This window comes from Mycetocola sp. CAN_C7 (assembly GCF_015752285.1).
GTDB lineage: Bacteria > Actinomycetota > Actinomycetes > Actinomycetales > Microbacteriaceae > Mycetocola_A.
In genome coordinates this window covers 182,656-203,743 of record NZ_JADOUY010000004.1, presented here as the reverse complement: position 1 = coordinate 203,743, position 21,088 = coordinate 182,656, and the positions used below count along the sequence as shown (strand labels likewise).

19 protein-coding genes are annotated in these 21,088 nt (G+C 65.8%); 6 read left to right on the top strand and 13 right to left on the bottom strand.

Features of this window, described 5'->3' with window-relative positions:
- Positions 1 to 13: 13 nt before the first annotated feature.
- The 7 genes from mnhG to IWX78_RS10320 form a co-directional block, all read right to left on the bottom strand.
- Complete coding sequence (mnhG, locus tag IWX78_RS10350; protein ID WP_196833452.1) at positions 14 to 445, bottom strand: monovalent cation/H(+) antiporter subunit G; 432 nt, start codon at positions 443 to 445, stop codon at positions 14 to 16.
- Positions 442 to 705 carry a monovalent cation/H+ antiporter complex subunit F gene (locus IWX78_RS10345; protein ID WP_196833451.1) on the bottom strand — a complete coding sequence of 88 codons (264 nt, stop codon included), beginning with the start codon at positions 703 to 705 and terminating at the stop codon, positions 442 to 444. The genes mnhG and IWX78_RS10345 overlap by 4 nt, the downstream gene beginning before the upstream one ends.
- A complete protein-coding gene (locus IWX78_RS10340) occupies positions 705 to 1,286 on the bottom strand; it encodes a Na+/H+ antiporter subunit E (protein WP_196833450.1) in 582 nt (193 codons plus the stop codon). The genes IWX78_RS10345 and IWX78_RS10340 overlap by 1 nt, the downstream gene beginning before the upstream one ends.
- Entirely contained in the window at positions 1,283 to 2,845 is a 1,563-nt protein-coding gene (locus tag IWX78_RS10335) for a Na+/H+ antiporter subunit D (protein WP_196833449.1), read from the bottom strand. The genes IWX78_RS10340 and IWX78_RS10335 overlap by 4 nt, the downstream gene beginning before the upstream one ends.
- On the bottom strand, positions 2,842 to 3,360 hold the full coding sequence (locus tag IWX78_RS10330) for an NADH-quinone oxidoreductase subunit K (protein WP_196833448.1): 519 nt from the start codon (positions 3,358 to 3,360) through the stop codon (positions 2,842 to 2,844). Before IWX78_RS10330 ends, IWX78_RS10335 begins: the two co-directional genes overlap by 4 nt.
- Positions 3,357 to 6,272, bottom strand: a complete 2,916-nt coding sequence (locus tag IWX78_RS10325) for a Na+/H+ antiporter subunit A (protein ID WP_196833447.1) — start codon at positions 6,270 to 6,272, stop codon at positions 3,357 to 3,359. The genes IWX78_RS10330 and IWX78_RS10325 overlap by 4 nt, the downstream gene beginning before the upstream one ends.
- An 86-nt stretch (positions 6,273 to 6,358) precedes the next feature.
- A complete protein-coding gene (locus IWX78_RS10320; protein ID WP_196833446.1) occupies positions 6,359 to 7,576 on the bottom strand; it encodes an MFS transporter in 1,218 nt (405 codons plus the stop codon).
- Between the two features lie 172 nt (positions 7,577 to 7,748).
- On the opposite strand from IWX78_RS10320, the gene purU reads away from it, so the two are divergent.
- From purU to IWX78_RS10305, 3 genes are read left to right on the top strand one after another with little or no spacing between them, the layout of a single operon-like run.
- A complete protein-coding gene (gene purU / locus IWX78_RS10315; RefSeq protein ID WP_196833445.1) occupies positions 7,749 to 8,624 on the top strand; it encodes a formyltetrahydrofolate deformylase in 876 nt (291 codons plus the stop codon).
- Positions 8,625 to 8,644: 20 nt separating this feature from the next.
- Entirely contained in the window at positions 8,645 to 9,001 is a 357-nt protein-coding gene (locus IWX78_RS10310) for a YrdB family protein (RefSeq protein ID WP_196833444.1), read from the top strand.
- The gene (locus IWX78_RS10305) at positions 8,998 to 10,350 is read left to right on the top strand and encodes an FAD-binding oxidoreductase (protein ID WP_196833443.1); all 1,353 of its coding nucleotides are present in this window, start codon (positions 8,998 to 9,000) and stop codon (positions 10,348 to 10,350) included. Before IWX78_RS10310 ends, IWX78_RS10305 begins: the two co-directional genes overlap by 4 nt.
- Positions 10,351 to 10,530: 180 nt before the next feature.
- Here IWX78_RS10305 and IWX78_RS10300 read toward each other — a convergent pair whose 3' ends face one another.
- The gene (locus IWX78_RS10300; RefSeq protein WP_334684679.1) at positions 10,531 to 11,310 is read right to left on the bottom strand and encodes a glucosamine-6-phosphate deaminase; all 780 of its coding nucleotides are present in this window, start codon (positions 11,308 to 11,310) and stop codon (positions 10,531 to 10,533) included.
- 116 nt (positions 11,311 to 11,426) lie between these two features.
- Between IWX78_RS10300 and IWX78_RS10295 the strand changes: the two genes are divergently transcribed.
- On the top strand, positions 11,427 to 11,846 hold the full coding sequence (locus IWX78_RS10295; protein WP_196833441.1) for a hypothetical protein: 420 nt from the start codon (positions 11,427 to 11,429) through the stop codon (positions 11,844 to 11,846).
- Between the two features lie 66 nt (positions 11,847 to 11,912).
- On the opposite strand, the gene IWX78_RS10290 is transcribed toward IWX78_RS10295, so the two are convergent.
- The gene (locus IWX78_RS10290; protein WP_196833440.1) at positions 11,913 to 13,127 is read right to left on the bottom strand and encodes an NADP-dependent isocitrate dehydrogenase; all 1,215 of its coding nucleotides are present in this window, start codon (positions 13,125 to 13,127) and stop codon (positions 11,913 to 11,915) included.
- A 143-nt stretch (positions 13,128 to 13,270) separates the two neighbouring features.
- Between IWX78_RS10290 and IWX78_RS10285 the strand changes: the two genes are divergently transcribed.
- Both IWX78_RS10285 and IWX78_RS10280 read left to right on the top strand, forming a co-directional pair.
- Positions 13,271 to 13,720 carry a GNAT family N-acetyltransferase gene (locus tag IWX78_RS10285; protein ID WP_196833439.1) on the top strand — a complete coding sequence of 150 codons (450 nt, stop codon included), beginning with the start codon at positions 13,271 to 13,273 and terminating at the stop codon, positions 13,718 to 13,720.
- Positions 13,704 to 14,027 carry an MGMT family protein gene (locus IWX78_RS10280; protein ID WP_442929238.1) on the top strand — a complete coding sequence of 108 codons (324 nt, stop codon included), beginning with the start codon at positions 13,704 to 13,706 and terminating at the stop codon, positions 14,025 to 14,027. Before IWX78_RS10285 ends, IWX78_RS10280 begins: the two co-directional genes overlap by 17 nt.
- A gap of 69 nt (positions 14,028 to 14,096) precedes the next feature.
- Here IWX78_RS10280 and IWX78_RS10275 read toward each other — a convergent pair whose 3' ends face one another.
- The 4 genes from IWX78_RS10275 to purH form a co-directional block, all read right to left on the bottom strand.
- Positions 14,097 to 15,914 carry an ABC transporter ATP-binding protein gene (locus IWX78_RS10275; protein ID WP_196833438.1) on the bottom strand — a complete coding sequence of 606 codons (1,818 nt, stop codon included), beginning with the start codon at positions 15,912 to 15,914 and terminating at the stop codon, positions 14,097 to 14,099.
- Entirely contained in the window at positions 15,911 to 17,791 is a 1,881-nt protein-coding gene (locus IWX78_RS10270; protein ID WP_196833437.1) for an ABC transporter ATP-binding protein, read from the bottom strand. The genes IWX78_RS10275 and IWX78_RS10270 overlap by 4 nt, the downstream gene beginning before the upstream one ends.
- A gap of 399 nt (positions 17,792 to 18,190) precedes the next feature.
- Entirely contained in the window at positions 18,191 to 19,402 is a 1,212-nt protein-coding gene (gene ddaH, locus IWX78_RS10265) for a dimethylargininase (protein ID WP_196833436.1), read from the bottom strand.
- Positions 19,403 to 19,496: 94 nt separating this feature from the next.
- A complete protein-coding gene (gene purH, locus IWX78_RS10260; RefSeq protein ID WP_196833435.1) occupies positions 19,497 to 21,086 on the bottom strand; it encodes a bifunctional phosphoribosylaminoimidazolecarboxamide formyltransferase/IMP cyclohydrolase in 1,590 nt (529 codons plus the stop codon).
- Positions 21,087 to 21,088: the final 2 nt, after the last annotated feature.

Sequence of the window (21,088 nt, the reverse complement as noted above, 5' to 3'; positions counted from 1 at the left end):
CGAGCCGTGGCTCCTAGTCCTCAGCCGGCGCTGCGCTGCTCTCCTCGGCGAGCGACGACGATCGCCCCGCGGCCGCCCGACGGGAGGATGCGTCCTGTTCGGCCCGGTCGATGCTCTCGGCAAGCTCGTCGCGAACGAGCAGCTCCCGTCGCACGTGATCCGAGCGATAGGCTGCGCGACCGACCATGTGAGCGGAGATCGGCGCCGTGAGGCTTTGGAAGATGATGATCGCGGTGATGAGGGCGAACGAGCCGACGCTGATCGAGTTCAGGGCGATGTCGAGACAGATGGCCATGAGACCGAGGATCTGCGGCTTCGTTGCTGCGTGCAGTCGTGACAGCACGTCAGGAAAACGGAACAGCCCGACCCCGGCTGCCGCGCACATCAGCGCGGCGAGGAGGATGAGGAAGACGGTGATTCCATCGCGGATGCCGTCGGGGATCATGCTTCGTCCTGCTGAGCCATGAACCGGGCGAAGCTCACCGAGCCGACGAAGCCGAATGCAGCGAGCACGAGCATCACCGGAAGTGAATCGGTGTGGTGGTTGAGGGCCATCTCAGTGCCGAGCACACACATGATGGTGACGATGAACACGTCTGTGGCGATGACGCGGTCGAGCAGGCTCGGCCCGCGGATGATCCGGTAGAGGGCGGAGACACCGCCAATGCTGAACAGCACTCCGGCGAGAATGAGGGCGATCTGCATCAGGAGGGCCTTTCCCTGCTCGCACGGGTGAGTTCGTTGGGCTGGTTCACGCGCCAGACGTCGTCGCGGGATCCGATGGCCATGACCAGGCGCCTCTCGGTGGCGAACACCTTCCCCCGGTAGTCCTCGAGTTCCTCGTCGGTCCTGACGTCGATGACGTGGACGTAGAGCACGGATTCCTCACGGTCGATGTCGACGACGAGCGATCCTGGAACGAGTGAGATGGACTCGGCCGTGAGCATCATGATGAGGTCGGAGCGGGTGTCGAGCGGGATGGCGAGGATCGCACTCGACGGGCTGAAACCGGGCTTGACGACGAGCCAGGCGACTCCGATCGACGCCCGGACGATGTCAACGATGAGTCGCAGGAAGAACACCAGCAGGAACCAGGGGTTCACCCGGCCGGAGAGGTCGATCGCCGGCAGATAGAACAGCAGCGAGACGAGGATGGCGAGGACGACCCCGGTGAGCACGCTCAGCGGAGTGAACTGGCCCCACACGAGGCACCACAGAACCACCAGTCCGGCGAGGAGAGCGAGCTGGCTCCGCAGGCTGGTGCGGCGAGGCGATTCCGGACTCACTGGATGCCTCCGGGGAAGACGGATTCGACGTAGGTCGACTCGTTGCCCGTGTTCGCTGCGGCGCGGGACGCCAGTTCGAAGAGTGGTCCGGCGAAGACGGTCAGTCCGATCGTCAGTGCCACCATTCCGGTGGTCGCAGCAACCATGAGGGCGGGTACACGCTTCGATCCCACGGTCTCCCCCTCGTCTTCCGGGCCTTCGGCCAGCGAATCGAGAAGCGGTGACGAATACCCGGCAACGTCGGCACTCGAACGCCAGAACGCCATGTTCCACACTCTCACGAGCGCGTACAGGGTGAGAAGGGAGGTCAGCGCCCCGGCCCCGATCAGCACGTAGCTGAGGGGGGTTCCGAGTTCGACGCCGGCCTGGAACAGGCCGACCTTGCCCAGGAAGCCCGAGAACGGGGGAATTCCCCCGAGGTTCATCGCTCCGATGAAGAAAAGTACCGAGACGAGCGGTGACGCCCGCAGGATGCCGCCGAGCCGGTTGATCGATGTCGTTCCGCCCACGCGCTCCACCAGTCCCGTCGCGAGGAACAGCGTGGTCTGCACCGTGATGTGGTGGACGATGTAGAAGATGGTTGCGGCGAGCGCCGCGGTCGACCCGATCGAGATGCCGAAGATCATGTACCCGATGTGGCTGACCAGGGTGAACGACAGCAGCCGTTTGATGTCGGCTTGCGCGAGTGCTCCGAGCACGCCGACGATGAGCGTGAGGAACGCGATCACCATGAGCGGTATGTCGATGTCGACGTCGGTGAACAGGACAGTGTCTGTGCGGATGATGGCGTAGACGCCCACCTTGGTGAGCAACCCGGCGAACACCGCCGTGACCGGTGCTGGAGCCGTCGGGTAGGAGTCCGGCAGCCAGAACGACATCGGGAACACCGCCGCCTTCACACAGAAGGCCGTGAGCAGGGCGATGCAGAGGATCAGTTGCACGTCGGCGGGCAGGTCGCGGACGCGCTCGGCGATGAGCGCCATCGTCACCGTCCCGGTCGCCGCGTAGATGAACGCGATCGCGGCCAGGAAAATGATCGACGAGGTCAGGCTGATGATGATGTAGGTCACGCCTGCACGGATACGGGCACCGGTGCCTGCGAGGGTGAGCAGAACGTAACTCGCGGCGAGCAGCATTTCGAATGCCACATACATGTTGAACAGGTCACCGGCAACGAAGGCGTCGAACACGCCTGCGGCCAGGATCAGATAGGTGGGATGGAAGATCGACACCGGCGTCTCGCGGTCGCCATCGGCGATACCCTGCCCGACGGCGAAGATGAGAACGCCGAGGAGCATGAGCGCCGAGATCAGCACCATGATCACCGCGAGCCGATCAGCGACGAGGACGATACCGAACGGCGCATCCCACCCGCCGATCTCGACGACGACGGTGCCGTGGGTGTCGACGTGGGCGAGAAGGATGATGGCGAGAACCGTCACAGCGGTCAGGCTGAGCGTCGACACCGCGATCTGGGCACGGCGGAACCGGCCGAGGACGAGTGCGACAGCAGCGCCGGCCAGCGGCAGGAGCACGACGAGGGGGACGATGGCGTTCATCTGGCCTCCTCTTCGGGTTTCGGTTCGCTGTCGACCGGGGGTGTCGGGTCCACCTCGATGGGCGCGGCGGCATCCGACCGTTCGTTGCTGGCGTCGAGGACCTCCTGCACGGCGGCGTCGTCCAGGTCGACCGCATCGAAGGTGGCATCCGTCGCCGCCTCGGTGTCGTCGACGTGCTGGTCTGGCACCACATCACCCTGGTCGCCGAGCTGGGCCAGCCACCAGGACCGGTAGATGAGAGCGAGCACGAACGCGGTGATGCCGAAGTTGATGACGATGGCCGTCAGCATGAGTACCTGAGGGACCGGGTCGGCCATGGCCGCGTCGGATGCGGTTCCTGTGACGATCGGTGCGCTTCCGTTCTCCCCTCCCACGATCAGGATGAGCAGGTTGGTGGCGTTGCCGACGAGCATGAAACCGATGAGCACCCGGGTCAGGCTGCGTTCGAGCATGACGGTGATGCCGACGGCGTACATCACGGCCATGAGGATGATGAGGGTGAGCGAGGCGGTCATCGGGTGGCCTCGGTCTCTGAGAAGTCGTCGCGGGATTCGGCCGACAGGTCGGCTTCCTCCTGCTGGCGGTCGATCTCAGCGCCGAGGCTGCGGAGAATGTCGAGGGTGAGGCCCACCACGACGAGGTACACCCCGAAGTCGAAGATCGTCGACGTGCCGAACGACAGGTGACCGAGGAGCGGCACATCGGTCTCGAAGTAGGCGGACTGCAGTGCCTCGGCCCCGAAGAACAGGGAGCCGATGGCTGTTCCGACGGCGAGCACGATGCCGGCGCCGAGGATCTTCCCCGCATCGACGGGGATGGCTTCGGCGAGTTCGAATCGTCCGCCGGCGAGATATCGCGCGACGAGCGCAAGACCGGCGAGAAGGCCACCGGCGAAACCGCCTCCAGGCGAGTTGTGCCCGGCGAAGAGGAAGTAGATGGACACGACGATCGCCGGGTGGAAGAGCAGCCGGACGAGCACCTCGAGCAGCACGGACCGGTGGTCAGGGGCAAGGGTGCGACCGGCGAGCAGCCAGCTCATCCGGTTGGAGCTCGCCTCGGCGCCCGGAGCGACCGGGTCGGTGAGTACCTTGCGCCTGTTGCGCCCTCTGCGCTGCTGCTTCGACCCGCTGAGCCGTGGAAGCGGACCGGCACGGCCGGTGACGAAGAGGAGACTGGCGATTCCCGTCGCGACGACGACGAGCACGGCGATCTCGCCCATGGTGTCCCACGCACGGATGTCGACGAGCACCACGTTGACGATGTTCCTGCCGTGGCCCTCCTCGAAGGCGAGCCTCGGCCATTCGCCCGCGATGCTCTCCTCCTGGCGCGCGCCGAGTGCGATGACGGCGACGATCGCCATGATGACGCCGACACTGATGCCGACGGCCGAGCGGAGGATGCGTTTCACCGGTTTGTTGCGCTGCGCGATCTTGATCGGCAGGCGCCGGAGAACGAGCACGAAGACGACGAGGGTGACGAGTTCGACAAGGGCCTGAGTGAGGGCGATGTCCGGGGCTCCGTGCAGGGCGAAGAGGGCGACCATGCCGAAACCGGTGGCGCCGACGAGCAGAACTGCCGACATCCGTTGCGTCGCCTGCCCGGCCATGACAGCGGCGATGGCCATCGCTGCCGCGATGAACATCTGCTGCGGATAGTCGAAGAGTCGGATGCTGTCTGGCCAGGTCCTGTTCATGGTCGCGGCCGCGCCGAGGGTGACCACGAAGACCACGAGGATCGTTCCGAGGTACTGCGGGAGACCGCCGCGCTGGGCGAAGAGCGTCGTCCTGGCTGAGAGCCGGTCGATGAACCGTACGCTCATCCAGTATCCACGCGACATGTCCATCGTCGGCGGGACCGCTTCCTGCATGCGAGCGACCCACCTGCGGCGCCAGAACAGGGCGAGACCGGCGAGCACGACGACAGCCGAGATACCGAGGGCCGGTTCGAGGCCGTGCCAGAGAGCGAGGTGGTAGTCGCCGTCACCCATCGTGTCCGCGTACGGCTCGAGCGCCGTCGAGACCGGGGCGGCCGCGAAGCCGAGGGCGATGGTGATTCCGGAGAGGATAGCGGGGGCGATGAGGATTCCCCAGCCGTCCGCGTGGAGCGTGCACGGCTCGACTCCCGGGCGTGAGGCGAACGCGCCCCAGAAGAACCGGGCGCTGTATGCAACGGTGAGGACCGAGCCGACCGCTGTTCCGATCAGCGCCACCCAGCCCCAGACATCGCCGGCGAGCGCGGCTTCGAGGAACGCGCTGAACACGGCTTCCTTGGCCACGAAGCCGAACAGCGGCGGGATTCCGGCCATCGACGCGACCGCGACGAAGGCGATGACCGCGAGCGACCGGTTGCGTCGGCCAACGCCCGAAAGCTGCCGCCAGTCCCTCGTTCCTGCGCGGTGGTCGATGATTCCGACGATGAGGAAGAGCGCGGCCTTGTAGAGAGCGTGTGCCAGCAGGAGCGCGGCACCCGCGAGACCGGCATCCCGCCCTCCGAAGCCGACGATCACCATGAGGAAGCCGAGCTGGCTGACGGTGCCGTATGCAAGGACGAGTTTGAGATCGTATTGCCGGAGCGAACGCCACGCCCCGACAAGCATGGCCCAGACACCGAGTCCGATGAGCACGGGCGCCCAGCCCGGGGTGTCTGCATAGCCGGGAGCGAACCGGGCGACGAGGTAGATGCCGGCCTTGACCATCGCGGCGGCGTGCAGGTAGGCGCTCACCGGCGTCGGAGCCGCCATGGCGGCGGGGAGCCAGAAGTGGAACGGCACGATCGCCGATTTGGAGAGAGCGCCGACGAGGATGAGCAGGATGGCCACGGTGGTCGCCGGGCCGGTGAGCCCGGCGTCGATGATGGCGGCCATCGATGTGGTTCCGGCCTGCACGCTGATCATCACGACGCCGACGAGCATGATGAGCCCGCCGAGCGTGGTGACGAGGAGGGCCTGGAGCGCGGCCCCCCTGCTCTCCTTGCGGTCGACGTAGTGACCGATCAGGAGGTACGACAGAACGCTCGTGATCTCCCAGAACATGAACATGACGAGGATGTCGTCTGCGGTGACGAGTCCGTACATCGTTCCGGCGAACGCGAGCAGCAATGCGGCGAACCGGCCGAGCCCTGATTCGTCTTTCGAGAAGTACCTGGCGCAGTAGACCAGCACGAGGCCGCCGATGCCGGTCACGATGAGGGCGAGCAGCCAGGCGAGAGTGTCGACCCGGAACGACAGCGAGATTCCCAGTTGAGGAATCCACTCGTATGATTCGGTGACCTCTCCACCGCTGAGCACCGTCGGGGTCTGTGTGAGGGTGTAGGCGAATGCCGCGAACGGCAGGACAGAGATCAGGTAGAAGACCCGGGTGGACATGACCCGCGTGAGCGTCCTGGTGGCGCACGAAACGACGAGGAAGGCCAGCAGGATCAGCGCCATGGAGGTCTCTCGGTTGCGTCAGGGTGTCCGTCCAGTTTAACCGGTGAACCGGAGCCGGCTGACCATGGACTGTCGGCCCGGGCGGGTCAGCCGCGTCTCGCCGAGAGTCGCAGGGTGACCAGGACGACGGCGAGACCGAGCACGACAAGTGCGACGTTCGCGACCGGGAGTGCACCGAGACCGCGACTGTCGAGCAGCACCGCGCCGAGAAGCGCACCCCCGCCGATGCCGAGGTTGAACGCCGTCGTGTAGAACGCGCTTGCGGTGTCACGGAACCGGGCGCTCGCGGTCTGCAGGAGCCGCGTCTGCAGCAGCGGCGGGACCAGCCCGAACGCGAGACCCCAGAGCAGAACGCCGACGAGTGAGATCCACAGCGATCCGGCGCTGACCGCCAGAACCCCGACGATCGCGGCGCTCACGGTGAGCGCCATCACGAGACCGCCACTGGTGTGGCGCGCGAACACGGTTCCCGTCAACACGAGCCCGAGCGCCCCGGCGATGCCGTACCCGAAGAGCACGACGCTGAGGTGCTCGGGTGCGATGCCGATCCGATCGATGAGGTACGGGGCGATGTAGGTGTAGAACGCGTAGTTGCCGATCATCACGATGGCTACCGTCACGCACAGGAGCAGGACGGGAAGGACAGACGGATCGCGTTTCGCCGTCGCATCCGCTGCCGGTTTCGGATCACGCTCTACCGGGGGAAGCCAGCGGATCACGGCGAGCGCTCCGACGAACAGCGCGCAGGCGATGGCCGCGAACGCCCACCGCCAGCCGATGCTCTGCCCGAGAGCCGTCCCGAGTGGAACACCGAGGACGAGAGCGATGGTGCCACCGGCGAGCGTGATCGACACGGCGCGGGCGATGTGTTCGCGGTCGACGAGGTGCGCGGAGTACGCCGGAACCATGGCCCAGAACAGACCGTGTGCGAGTCCGCCGAGTATCCGGGTGGCGACGACGAGTTCGTACGTAGGCGCGACGGCCGTCAGGAGATTGCTCAGGCCGAGGATGACGAGGATGGCGACCATCAGCGCGTGGCGCGGCACCCGGGCTGTCAGCGCGGTGAGCGGCGCGCTCGACACCACGACGGTGAAAGCGAACACGGTGACGAGCAACCCCACCTGTGACGGGGTGACGCCGAGCGAACTGCTCATCTCAGGGAGCAGACCGGTCGGGATCATCTCGCTCGAGATGGAGAGGAAGACCGTCGCGGACAGGGCGATCAGGCCGATCCACGGGAAGGGACGCGGTCCGGGCGGGGGCTGTATCGCGCGGGGCGCGACAGGAAGAGGAGAAGTGGTCATCGGTGAATCCAACGACGGCGTTCACTCGGTCGCGGAGTCCGCATGATCCGAGTTCGTCTACGCGCCGATGTGCGCGCCCAGGGCCAAGCGGAATGCGCCGACCACCGTCCAGTGTACCCGAGACCAGCGGCAACAGACAGTGCAGCTGCCTGTCCTGCAATAGCCTTGGAGGATGACTGCTGACGTCGCCCCGCGCGAACACCTCAACCACTGGGTCCTCACCTTCGTGTGCGCCGACCAGCCGGGCATCGTGCACGCCATCAGCGGGGCTATCGTCTCGGCGAGAGGCAACATCACCGAGAGCCAGCAGTTCTCGAGCGCTGACACCGGCCGGTTCTTCATGCGGCTCCAGGTCGAGTCTCCCGGCGACCGCGCCGAGTTCGAGTCCGTGATCGCCCCAGTGGCTGACCGTTACGGCATGACCTGGCGACTCGACGTGGTCGGTCGCCCGCTGCGGACCCTCGTTCTCGCGTCGACGGCCGCCCACTGCGTCAACGATCTGCTGTTCCGTCAGCGCGCGGGGCAGCTGAGCGTCGAGATCCCCCTTGTTCTCTCCAACCACGGCAGCCTCCGTGACCTCGCCGCGTTCTACGGTGTGCCGTTCGAGTCGCAGCCAGTGACGGATGCACCTTCGAAGGCCGCGTTCGAGAAGCGCATCCTCGACGCCGTCGACGAGTTCGACATCGAACTCGTCGTCCTCGCCAGGTACATGCAGATCCTCTCCCCCGAACTGTGCGAGCGACTCGCCGGTCGCGCCATCAACATCCATCACTCGTTCCTGCCCGGTTTCAAGGGCGCCAACCCGTACCGGCAGGCGCACGCCCGCGGGGTCAAGCTCATCGGCGCGACCGCCCACTTCGTCACGAGCGACCTCGACGAGGGACCGATCATCGAGCAGAACGTCGTGCGGGTCGACCATTCCAGGAACGCAGCCGAACTCGTGGCCATCGGCCAGGACGAGGAGAGCCGCACGCTCACCCAGGCTGTGAAGTGGTTCGCGGAGGATCGCGTGCTGCTCGACGGCGCCCGCACGATCATCTTCAAGTGACGAGCATCTACACTGGACCGGTGCCGGAATCCACTGATCATGTCTCGCTCACCCCGAACGACATCCTGAGGTTCTTCCTCGAAATCTTCGCCGTCGTCAGCCTCGCCATCTGGGGTTTCTCCGCCTGGCCGTTGCCGTGGAACATCGTGCTCGGCATCGCACTTCCCGCTGTCGCCATCCTGCTCTGGGCGTTGTTCCGCTCGCCGAAGGCCGTCTTCTCGATCGATGTGTTCGGTAAGGCCATCGTCGAGATCGCCGTGATGGGCGCGGCCGCGCTGGCCTGGTGGGATCTGGGCGTCCCCGTCGTCGCGATCGTCTTCGGCGTTCTCGCCGTGATCAGCGGTGTGGTGAACGGCCGCAGGGAACTGTCGGAATGACCGTCGTCGACCGGCTCGTCGCCGCCCTCGGCGATGCAGTGTCGACGGATGCCGCCGCGCTGGCGGTCACACAGGCAGACAAATCAGGCCACCGGTCGCTGTCAGCTCCGCTGGCCGTCGTCTCGGCCAGGTCGATCGCTGACGTCCAGGAAACGATGCGTATCGCGACGGCGACCGGAACACCCGTGGTCACCCGCGGCGCCGGTACCGGCCTCGCAGGCGCCTCGATCGCATCCGGCGGCGAGATCGTGCTTTCCACCCTCGCCATGGACCGCGTCCTGGAAATCAACGAAGCAGACCAACTCGCGGTCATCGAGCCCGGAATCCTCAACGGAGCGTTCAACGGAATCCTCGCCGGCCACGGCTTCTGGTTCGCACCAGACCCGGCGTCGAAGGCGATCTCCACCGTCGGCGGCAACATCGCCACCAACGCCGGCGGCCTCCTCTGCGCCAAATACGGGGTGACCCGCGACGCCGTACTCGGCCTCAAGGTCGTCCTTGCGGACGGTCGTCTGCTCGATCTCGGCCACCGCAGCGTGAAGGGCGTCACCGGCTTCGACCTCACCGCCCTGATGGTGGGGTCTGAGGGACTCCTCGGCGTCATCGTCGAGGCGACCGTGCGAATCCGGCGTGCCGTCCCCGGTACGATCGCCACCGTCGCTGCGTACTTCCCGACCGTGACGGATGCCGCAGCTGCCGCGGCCGCAATCACGGCAGCGGGCATCCAGCCGGCCGTGATGGAACTGATGGACTCCGCATCACTGGCGGCGGTGGCGTCGCTTCTCGGCCTCGCGAACACCGCACCAGGTGAGGCGCACCTGGTCGTGCAGACCGACGGCGCGGCGGCATCCGAAGAGGCAGACGCAGCGCTCGCGGTGATCCGCTCACTCGGTGGCCGCGCCGATCTCTCCATTGACCCCGTCGAAGGGGAACGGCTGCTCGCTGTGCGTCGCGCGATGCACCCGGCCATGGAGGCGCTCGGCACGACCCTGATCGAGGACGTCTCGGTTCCGCGCACGGCACTCCCGGCGATGTTCGCGGAGATCGTGCGGATCGAGCAGCTCTACGGCATCCGCATCCCGACCGTCGCCCACGCAGGGGACGGCAACCTCCACCCCAACTTCATCTTCGAGGGGCCGGACGTTCCCGATCACATCTGGCAGGCGGCTGACGACCTGTTCTCAACGGCACTGAGACTCGGCGGAACGCTCACCGGAGAGCATGGCATCGGCATCCTCAAGAAACGCTGGCTGGGTCAGGAGCTCGGGGAGGACCAACTCGAGCTGCAACGGCAGATCAAGAAGGTGTTCGACCCGCAGGGCATCCTCAACCCCGGCAAGGTCTTCTGAAGCGACCATCCGTGGCTGGATTCCCGACCACGAGACGGCGACCCCCGGCCATCTCGGCCACGCGACCTCGTCTAGATGCCCTGCCCACGAGGCGCAGCATCGTGAAAGGCGGCAGCCCGGACACAGGCAATCCCGACCACGAGACGGCGACCCCCGGCCATCTCGGCCACGCGACCTCGTCTAGATGCCCTGCCACCCGGGCTTGTTGGCGTAGGTGTAGCGGTAGTAGTCCGCGAGCCGGAGCTTCGATGCCGCCGCTTCATCAACGACCACCGTTGCGTGCGGGTGCAACTGGATCGCTGACCCGGGAACCATGGCGGCCAGAGGTCCTTCGAGCGACGCGGCGATGGCATCCGCTTTTCCTTCGCCGAACGCGAGCAGCACCAGGTGCCGTGCCCGGAGGATCGTCCCGAGACCCTGGGTGATGCAGTGCATCGGAACCTGATCGGGGGAGTCGAAGAAGCGCGCATTGTCTCGACGGGTCTGTTCCGTCAGGGTTTTCACCCGGGTGAGTGACGCGAACGACGAACCGGGCTCGTTGAATCCGATGTGTCCGTCTGTGCCGACACCGAGGATCTGCAGGTCGACTCCCCCGGCAGCCACCAGGGCTTTCTCGTAGTCGGATCCGGCTGACTCGATGGTTTCGGAGCGTCCGTCCGGCACGTGGATCCTGTGGGGATCGAGACCGATCGGTTCGACGACCTCGCGGGTGATCACCGAGCGGTAGCTCTCCGGATGTGACACGGCCAGGCCGACGTACTCGTCGAGCGCGAAGCCGGACACCCCGGCGAGCTCGAGGCCGCCTGCGCGTTGCGCGAGAGCCTGGTAGACCGGCAACGGCGTCGATCCGGTGGCGAGGCCGAGTACGGCATCTGGCTTGCGTGTTATCAGCGCGGCGATCGCATCCGCGACGAGTTCCCCGGCCGCCTGCGCGTTCCCGACGATCACTACTTCTGCCACAGTCGCCTGCCTTCCCCGTTGATTGTTCTCAGTCTGGCAGAAGGCGGCTCTCGGTTTGCTCCCGGACCCTGCTGCTAGTGTTTTCGGATTCCCTCCCATCGACCAGAGGATTCTCCGTGCCCAGAAATCGCTTCAGAACAGCATCCGTTCTCGGTGTCGTCGCCGTCGGCGGGCTTCTGCTCACCGGGTGCGCCGGCGGCCAGAGCACGGCTGACGCCTGCTCCATCGTTCAGACCACCATGGTTCAGGCGCAGGAAGACCTGAGCGCGAGCGTCGCCGAGTTCGGCAACGACCCCGAGGCCGGCGCGACCGCCGTTGACGATCTCGCAACGGCGTTCTCCGACGCGAACGGCAAGATCTCGAACACCGAGGTCAAGACCACGACCGACAAGGCAGAGAAGGCACTGGATGCTTTCGCCGCCGAGATGGAGAAAGCGGCAGCCGACCAGGCCAACGTCGACTCCGACGCGCTCACCGATGCTCTCGGCGACATCGAAACGACCTTCACCGACGTGCAGGAGGTCTGCGGAGCCTGACTCCCCGGCCGAAAAACGAAAATGCCCCCGATCAGGTGATCGGGGGCATTTCGTGTTTCCGGGGTGTCAGCCCAGGCGGGCCTTGAGGTTCGCCGTGATCTCAGCGAGGAATTCCTCGGTGGTCTGGTAGGCCTGTTCGGGGCCGACAAGGAGCGCGAGGTCTTTGGTCATCTTGCCCGACTCGACGGTCTTGATGACGACGTCTTCGAGGGTGTTGGCGAACTCGATGAGCGCATCGTTGCCGTCCAGCTTGCCGCGGTGCGAGAGCCCGCGGGTCCAGGCGAAGATCGACGCGATCGGGTTGGTCGACGTCGGCTTGCCCTGCTGGTGCATGCGGTAGTGACGGGTCACTGTCCCGTGTGCGGCCTCGGCCTCGACGACCCTGCCGTCTGGAGTCGCGAGCACGCTCGTCATGAGACCCAGCGAGCCGAAGCCCTGTGCGACGGTGTCGGACTGCACGTCGCCGTCGTAGTTCTTGCACGCCCAGACGTAGCCGCCCTCCCACTTCATGGCTGAGGCAACCATGTCGTCGATGAGACGGTGCTCGTATGTCAGCCCTGCAGCGTCGAACTGCTCCTTGAACTCGGCGTCGAAGATCTCCTGGAAGATGTCCTTGAACCGGCCGTCGTATGCCTTGAGGATGGTGTTCTTCGTGGAGAGGTACACCGGGTAGTTGCGGGTGAGACCGTAGTTGAGGCTCGCACGGGCGAAGTCACGGATGGACGCGTCGAGGTTGTACTGCACCTGGGCGATACCGTCGCCAGGCGACTGGAAGACCTCGAACTTCTGCGGCTCCGAACCGTCTTCGGGAGTGAACTCGACGGTGAGCGTGCCCTTGCCCTTGAACAGGAAGTCGGTGGCGCGGTACTGGTCGCCGAACGCGTGACGGCCGATGATGATCGGCTTGTTCCAGCCGGGAACCAGGCGCGGGATGTTCGAGATGATGATCGGCTCGCGGAAGATGACGCCACCGAGGATGTTGCGGATGGTCCCGTTCGGGCTTCTCCACATCTTCTTCAGGCCGAACTCCTCGACACGGGCCTCGTCCGGCGTGATGGTCGCGCACTTGACGCCGACGCCGTGCTTCTGGATGGCGTGCGCAGCGTCGATGGTGATCTGGTCGTCGGTCTCGTCGCGCTTCTCGATGCCGAGATCGTAGTACTCGAGGTTCACGTCGAGGTACGGGTGGATCAGGGTGTCCTTGATGGACTGCCAGATGATGCGGGTCATCTCGTCGCCGTCGAGTTCGACGACGGTGCCTTCAACCTTAATTTTTGACAATGGAGAGCTCCTAGCTTGTGGGGCCTGACGGGCCGCGGACAAGCTTACCCGAGAGCGGCAACTGTCTTGATATCGAGAGATCTCGACGACGCGGAAAGTAACGCTGCTACCCGATCTCAGGCGCTTCCGGATACCCTTGAACCATGCCTGAGCTCAGACTTGAAGAACTGTCCGCCTCAACGATCGTCGCTGTGAACGCGCTCACACTCAAGCCCGGCCAGGAACAGTTCGTCGCCCCGGTGTCGTATTCGGTCGCGGCTGCCGTCGTCAACCCGGAGACCAGCTGGCAGCGGGTCATCCTCGACGGCGAGGAAGTCGTCGGATTCGTGCAGGCCAATTTCGACCAGGACGGGCAGGACGAGTTTGCCAGCATTCTCTGGCGAATCAATGTCGATGCAGACGACCAGGGTCGCGGGGTCGGCACGTATGCCGTCAAAGCGCTGAGCGAGGAGGCGGCGAAACGCGGCTTCGATCATGTCAACGTGATCTATGAGCCCGGGGAATCCGGCCCTGAAGCCTTCTTCCTGCGCGTCGGTTTCGAGCCGGTCGGAGAGACCCAGTACGGCGAAACCATCGGTGTCCGCACGCTCTGACGACGAGCGGATGTCTCCGGACGACTTCGTCGACGCCGTCCTCGATGTCGTCGCGACGATTCCGCCCGGGCGCGTGATGAGCTACGGCCAGGTTGCCGCCACGTTCGGCTCCCGATCGGCCCGCGGCGTCGGACGCGTTCTGGCGCACCACGGCAGTGAGGTTCCCTGGTGGCGCGTGGTCAGGGCGGGAGGACTCCCTCCGTCCGGCCACGATTCCGAAGCGCTCGAGCACTACCGCGCGGAGGCGACCCCGCTCGCCACGCGGGCCGACGGCGGTTACCGACTGGCGGCATCCGCGTTCGTGTGAGGTACAGGAGATCGCACGGTTATCAGGATGCTTTCGCAGCATCGGCCCTGACAATCGTGCGCCCCCGAACTAGACCAACGAGTCCCGCCAGGCCGCGTGCAGTTGTGCGAACCGTCCGGTGCCCGAGATGAGGTCGCGCGGGGTGCCGTCCTCCACGATGCGGCCGTGCTCCATCACGAGCACACGGTCGGCGATCGCCACCGTCGACAACCGGTGGGCGATGATCACGGCCGTACGGTCGGCGAGCAGCGTCTGCAACGCTTCCTGTACCAGCCGCTCGCTCGGGATGTCGAGTGAAGCGGTGGCCTCGTCGAGGATGAGAACGGACGGATCGGCCAGGAATGCCCTGGCGAACGAGATGAGCTGCCGCTGCCCGGCTGACACCCGGCCGCCCCGCTTGTTCACGTCGGTTTCGTAGCCGTTCGGCAGCGCACGAATGAACGTGTCGGCGCCGACCGCCCGCGCGGCCGCCGTGATCTCGTCACGAGTGGCATCCGGTTTTCCGATTGCGATGTTGTCTGCGACCGAGCCGGAGAACAGGTACGCCTCCTGGGTGACCATGACGATGGCTCGCCGCAGGTCCTTGGGATGGAGGTCTCGCAGGTCGACGTCGTCGAGCGTCACCGTTCCGTCTGTCGGGTCGTAGAAGCGCGAGATGAGCTTCGCGAGCGTCGACTTGCCCGCGCCGGTCGAACCGACGAGCGCGATGGTCTGTCCGGCGGGGATGTCGAGGGTGAACTCGGGCAGAACGACCGTGTCGCCCTTGTATGCGAAGGTGACCGCGTCGAAGCTCACGTGTCCGCGAGCCGTCCAGAGGTCGATGGGTTCGATGGGGTCAGGAACGGTCGGCTTCTCCTCGAGCACGCCGGAGATCTTCTCCAGAGCTGCCGCTGCAGACTGGTAGGAGTTGTAGAACATCGCCATCTCCTCCATCGGGTCGAAGAACCGGCGGGTGTACAGCACCACAGCGAGCAGCGCACCGATGGCGAGCGAACCGTCGACCACCCTGAAGGCACCGATGAGCAGCACCGTCGCGACGGCGACGTTCCCGATGAGCACAAGGCCGGGGTCGAAGACCCCGAACAGCTGGATCACCCGCGCGTTGACGTCGCGGTAGTCCTCGACGATCGCACCGAACTCCTTCTCGTTGCGCTTCTCCTTGCGGAACGCCTTCACGGCACGAATGCCGGTCATCGTTTCGACGAACTGCACGATGACTCGGGCCGATTGCACGCGCGACTGCCTGAACAGCACCTGCGAGCGTTTCTGGAACCACCGGGTCAGGATGTACAGCGGAATCAGCGCCCCGAGCAGCACGAGGCCGCTGGTGCCGTCGAGAAGGAACAACGCGATGCCCGTGAACAGCATGTAGAGAAACCCGGAGACGAGCTGGTTGATGCCGGAGTCGAGGAGTTCCCTGATGGCGTCGAGGTCGCTGGTCTGGCGCGAGATGATCCGCCCGGACGTGTAGCTCTCGTGGAACTCGAGGCTCAGTTTCTGGGTCTGGAGGAACACCCGTTTGCGCAGGTCGATGAGGATCGTCTGGCTGATCCGGGCGCTGAGCACCGTGTACCAGGCGATCAGGCCGGCACCGGCGATACCGGTCACGAGGTAGATCCCGACGATGAGGAACGCTGGCATCCAGTCGTTCTGCTCGAGAACCGCCGGCAGCCCCCTGTCGATGCCGAACGCGATCAGTGCCGGTCCGGCCACCTGTGCGGCCGTCGACACGACGACGACGAGCATGGTGAGCACGACCCGCAGTCGCAATGGGCGCAGCAGCGACCCGAGCAGCCGCAGCGAGCGCGACCGGATCTGGGCGCTCTCGCTTGTGCTGAAGTCGTCGCGCTCTTCGCCTTCGACGCCCTGGACTGAGGTGTTGGTCATGCTCCCGCCTCCACGGAATCGGCGTCGGCCGTCGATTCATCGAGTCTCTTGTCGATCTGATCTGCTGCTTCGCGTTTCTCTTCGTCTTCAAGGCTGGAGATCACGAACTTGTAGTGCTCGTTCGTCGCGAGGAGTGCGCTGTGTCGTCCGACAGCGGTCACGCGGCCGTTTTCAAGCAGGGCGACCCGGTCGGCCAGCATCACCGTCGACGGACGGTGAGCGACGATGAGAGCCGTCGTCGAGGCGAGCACGCGGCGCAGCGCCGCTTCCACGAGCGCTTCGGTGTCGACGTCGAGCGCTGAGAGCGGGTCGTCGAGCACGAGGACGGCCGGCCTGGCTGCCACCGCACGGGCGAGCGCCAGTCGCTGACGCTGCCCGCCCGAGAGACTGAGTCCCTCTTCACCGACCCGGGTTTCGACGCCCTCAGGCAGGTCGCGGACGAAGTTGGCCTGCGCGATGTCGAGCGCCTCGTCGAGCACGGCCTCGGCCTCAGGACTGCGGGGGTCGAGATCACCCCGGCCGAGAAGGACGTTCTCCCGAACGGACGCCGAGAACAGGATCGCGTCTTCGAAGGCCATGGCGATGTGCCTGCGAAGTTCCTCGCGGGTGAGGTCGCGAACGTCCACCCCATCGAGCTTCACGGCGCCGCCGGTCACGTCGTAGAGCCGTGTGGTGAGCGCGGTCAGCGTCGACTTGCCCGACCCTGTCAGTCCGACGAGCGCCATGGTCTCCCCCGGCTCGAGCGTCAGGGTGACGCCGTCGAGCAGGTCGGGGAAGCGTTCGGGCGAATCCTGGTACCGGAAGTGGGTGTCCTCGAAGCTGAGCCGGCCGCGCGGGTCTCGGATGGTCTTCGGATGTTCCGGGTCGGTGATCGAGTTCGGGGTGTCGAGCACCTCGAAGAAGCGGTCGGTCGCTGTCCGCGTGTCGAAGGTCATCGAGAGCAGGAAGCCGATCGACTCGATCGGGAAGCGGAGAACGGTCGCCGTGGCGAAGAACGCGAACAACTGGCCGACCGAGATCTCGCCGGTCGACGCCAGCCACACCCCGGTGAGCAGGCAGAGTGCGAATGCGACGTCTGGCAGGAGCAGCAGCCACAGCCAGATACCGGCGATGGCCTTGGCCTTCTCGATCTCGGTGCCGCGCAGGCTCTCCGCCTGCGACTCGAAATTGCGCAGCGCGTACTTTCCCCGGCCGAACGCCTTGAGCACCCGGATGCCGTGAACGGACTCTTCGACGGCGGTCGCGAGGTCACCCGCCTGGTCCTGGCTGCGACGGGCGATGACCGAGTACTTCTTCTCGAAGACGAACCCGTAGATCCAGATCGGCACAGCGAGCACGAGGAAGATCGTGCCGAGCAGCCAGTGCCAGTAGAACAACACGACGGCGCCGATGACGATGGTGACCGTGTTGACGACGAGAAGGACGAGGCCGAACGACAACCACCGCCTGATGAGGTTGAGGTCGCTGACCGCGCGGGAGAGCAACTGACCCGACTGCCACCGGTCGTGGAACGACACCGGCAGGTCCTGAAGCCGGGCGTACAGCGCGTTGCGCATTCCGGCCTCGACATATGTTCCCGGCTTGAGAACAAACCACCGCCGGAGCGCGATCATGATGGCTTCGAGCACACCGAGCCCGAGTACGGCAAGCACCGCCCACCAGATCTGTGAGGTGTCACCGGTCGCCAGTGGACCGTCGACGAGGGCTTCGAGGATCAGCGGAATTCCGAGCGCGACGAGGCCGGCACCGAGCGCGGCGACCATGCCGAGCGCGATGCGCGGCAGGGCTTTGCGCGCATACGGCAGGATGCGCCACAGCGCTGCGGCTGTCGACAGCTCGGACTTATGGGACTTCTTGTCGTCAGTGAGACGAGGCATGTGAGGACTTCTCTTCCGTGCGCTGCCGGCAGAAAGGCAGCGCGGTATGTTCCCGGAATGCGGGGGTGCTCACCTGTGGTGAACGTCGAACGATGGCGAGGGATTCCGGACTACCGGAATTCAGCGGGCCGCGCTTCGGCGCGGAGAAGCCGGGTCAGGCACCCACGACGGCCGGTCGGCGCACGGCGAGTGCACCACGGACTGAGACACGCGATACCGTCGACCCTGATGTCGGCGCGGCGATGTGATACGTCATGACAGTCCTCCTCGAACCACAGTTCTTTCTGCTCTGCTGCCCCCTGCAGCACGCCGCCGGTCGAACGAACGACCAGGCGCTGAACCGCGACAGCCTTTTACCCTATGCCCGGATCGCACCGAGGGGCAAGAACTATTTTCGGCTCAGCGCACGCGGACCGACAGGCAGGTGACGCAGCCCTCGAGCTTCTCGAATTCGCTGACGTCGACGCTGACCACCGTGTACCCGCGGTCTTCGAGCAGGGCAGCCGTTGCCGGGGCCGACGACGACAGCAGCACCGTGTCATCTGACAGTGCGACGACGGCAACGCCTTCGCGCTCGGGAACAGCGAGGAAATGCGGAAAGAAGGCCGGGTCGTCGACGAGGTCGGGGTGACCGATGATCGTTCCGTCTGGCAACGCTGTCATGGTGGACTTCAGATGGAGCGCCCGGGTGACCGGAACGGCCACGACCGAATACCCGAGTGGTGCTGCGATCGCGCGGAGCTGCCGGATGCCGTCGGCGTTGCTCCGGCTGGAACGGCCCACGTACAGGGTCGAACCGACCTTGAGCACGTCGCCGCCCTCGAGCGTTCCCGGGCTCATGATGCGTTCGATGGTGAGACCGAGGTCCGTAGCCGTCTCTTCAGCGGCCTCGGTTTCACCGCGGCGGCTGTCGGTTCCCGCGCGGGTGACCACGGCGGTGCCGCCGAGGAGCACCAGGGTGTCCTCGACGAAGACGGAATCCGGCAGTGAATCGGCGAAGCCGACCTCGCGGGTCGTCCAGCCGTTTTCCTCGAGAGCAGAGACGTATCCGTCCCACTGCTTGTCGGCGAGCTCGGTGTCGACGTCTGAGCGTTCGAGGTGAGTCAGCTGGCCGTCGGCGAGGTTCGCTGCGGGCATCCGGACGAGGGCGATGCGTCGCTCGGCGACCGGGACCGCACTGCGCCCGCCTGCGATGCGGTTGTAGACGGCCCGGCCGATGGTCGCGGCGAGGACGGTGATGACGACGACGTAGACACCGTTGATGCTGACGAAGGTGCTCCAGAGGTAACTGATCGTCTCGGCGTCGAGGGCGAACCCTCCTGCGACGGTGGTGATGCCTGTTCCGATGAGGCAGGCGACGATTCCGGTGAAGAGCCCTGCTGCCAGCGCCGTGTACCAGCGTGTCATCCCGCCGACGATCCCGAAGACGAACAGCAGCACAACGCTGAACACGGTGGCAAGGAAGTAGAAGTCGCTGACCTGGCCGATCACCGCCGCCTGGTACTCCTGGGCGATGAAGAAGATGAACACGCTCGCCGCGTGCGTGACCACACCGACGGAGAGAGCGGCCAGAGCGGAAGAAACGAGCCGTCGGCCCCACGAAACAGTCATGGGCTCGAGCCTAGCCTCCTGCGGGAGTGGCACGGTGCGCGTGCGACACCCACAGGAGACGACTCAGGAGTCTCCCGGCCGGTTCATACCCGACTCAGTGGAAGAAGTGGCGCTCTCCGGTGAAATACATGGTCACGCCGGCAGCCTGGGCTGCCGCGATGACCTCAGGGTCGCGGACGGAACCGCCCGGCTGCACGACGGCGCGGACCCCGGCGTCGAGAAGCACCTGCAGACCGTCGGCGAACGGGAAGAACGCGTCGGACGCGGCCACGGATCCGGCGGCACGGTCGCCCGCGCGGGTGACGGCGAGCTGGCAGGAGTCGACCCGGTTCACCTGTCCCATTCCGACACCGACGGATGCTCCATGGCTGGCGAGCAGGATGGCATTCGATTTCACCGAACGGCAGGCCTTCCACGCAAAGGCGAGGTCGGCGAGCGTCTCGGCGTCTGCCGGTTCGCCGGCCGCGAGCGTCCAGGTCGAGCTGACCGATTCGCGGGGGAAGCGGTCAGCCTGCTGGACGAGGATGCCGCCTGACACCTGCTTGGCCTCGAGGGGCTCAGGCGTGAAGCCCTCGGGCAGTCGGAGGATTCGGAGGTTCTTCTTCGTCCGCAGCACGTCGAGCGCATCCTCGTCGAAGCCGGGGGCGACGAGCACCTCGGTGAAGATCTCCTTGATCGTTTCGGCCATCTTGAGCGTGACCATGCGGTTGGCGGCGATGACACCACCGAACGCCGACACCGGGTCGCACGCGTGCGCACGGCTGTGTGCGCTGGCGATGGCATCAGGGGCTTTCGGCGCTGCGACCGCGATGCCGCACGGGTTGGCGTGCTTGATGATGGCAACGGCCGGCTCGGTGAAGTCGTAGGCGGCGCGCACGGCGGCGTCAGCGTCGACGAAGTTGTTGTAGCTCATCTCCTTGCCGTTCAGCTGTGTCGCCTGCGCGATGCCCTGGCCGCCTGAGCGGAGGTACAGCGCTGCTTCCTGGTGGGAGTTCTCGCCGTAGCGAAGAACGTGCGCGAGTTCGGCCTGGATCGTCAGCGAGGCCCCGAAGCCTTCAGCGGTGTCGGTGAACCAGCCGGCGACGGCAGTGTCGTATGCGGCGGTGTGTGAGAACGCCCTCGCGGCGAATTCACGCCGCTGTGCGAGTGTCGTACCGCCGGTGTTCACCGCCTCGATGACTTCCGCGTAACTGGCCGGAGACACGACGATGGCCACGTTCGGATGGTTCTTCGCTGCGGCCCGGACCATCGCGGGTCCCCCGATGTCGATCTGCTCGACCACGTCGTCGTTCTCCGCACCACTGGCGACGGTTTCGACGAACGGATACAGGTTGACGACGACCAGCTGGAACGGCTCGACGCCGAGGTCGTCGAGTTGCTGCTCGTGCGAAGCCAGCCTGAGGTCGGCGAGGAGCCCGGCGTGCACCGACGGGTGCAGCGTCTTGACCCGGCCGTCGAGCGATTCAGGGAAGCCGGTGACGTTGGCGACGTCGACGACATCGAAGCCGGCGGTTCTGATCGTCTGCGCGGTCGAACCCGTCGAGACGATCTCGATGCCCGCTCCGGCGAGCGACCGGGCCAGGTCGATGAGGCCGGTCTTGTCGCTGACCGAGATCAGCGCGCGTTTGATGGGGACGATGTCGCGTTCCCGGTAGAGGCTCTTGTCGTGACTGGGGCCTGCCATGG

Excerpts from the sequence above, each read along its gene's own strand:
- mnhG (WP_196833452.1), bottom strand. The coding sequence starts at position 445 with ATGATCCCCGACGGCATCCGCGATGGAATCACCGTCTTCCTCATCCTC.
- IWX78_RS10345 (WP_196833451.1), bottom strand. The coding sequence starts at position 705 with ATGCAGATCGCCCTCATTCTCGCCGGAGTGCTGTTCAGCATTGGCGGT.
- IWX78_RS10335 (WP_196833449.1), bottom strand. The coding sequence starts at position 2,845 with ATGAACGCCATCGTCCCCCTCGTCGTGCTCCTGCCGCTGGCCGGCGCT.
- IWX78_RS10330 (WP_196833448.1), bottom strand. The coding sequence starts at position 3,360 with ATGACCGCCTCGCTCACCCTCATCATCCTCATGGCCGTGATGTACGCC.
- IWX78_RS10325 (WP_196833447.1), bottom strand. The coding sequence starts at position 6,272 with ATGGCGCTGATCCTGCTGGCCTTCCTCGTCGTTTCGTGCGCCACCAGG.
- IWX78_RS10320 (WP_196833446.1), bottom strand. The coding sequence starts at position 7,576 with ATGACCACTTCTCCTCTTCCTGTCGCGCCCCGCGCGATACAGCCCCCG.
- purU (WP_196833445.1), top strand. The coding sequence starts at position 7,749 with ATGACTGCTGACGTCGCCCCGCGCGAACACCTCAACCACTGGGTCCTC.
- IWX78_RS10305 (WP_196833443.1), top strand. The coding sequence starts at position 8,998 with ATGACCGTCGTCGACCGGCTCGTCGCCGCCCTCGGCGATGCAGTGTCG.
- IWX78_RS10285 (WP_196833439.1), top strand. The coding sequence starts at position 13,271 with ATGCCTGAGCTCAGACTTGAAGAACTGTCCGCCTCAACGATCGTCGCT.
- IWX78_RS10275 (WP_196833438.1), bottom strand. The coding sequence starts at position 15,914 with ATGACCAACACCTCAGTCCAGGGCGTCGAAGGCGAAGAGCGCGACGAC.
- IWX78_RS10270 (WP_196833437.1), bottom strand. The coding sequence starts at position 17,791 with ATGCCTCGTCTCACTGACGACAAGAAGTCCCATAAGTCCGAGCTGTCG.
- ddaH (WP_196833436.1), bottom strand. The coding sequence starts at position 19,402 with ATGACTGTTTCGTGGGGCCGACGGCTCGTTTCTTCCGCTCTGGCCGCT.
- purH (WP_196833435.1), bottom strand. The coding sequence starts at position 21,086 with ATGGCAGGCCCCAGTCACGACAAGAGCCTCTACCGGGAACGCGACATC.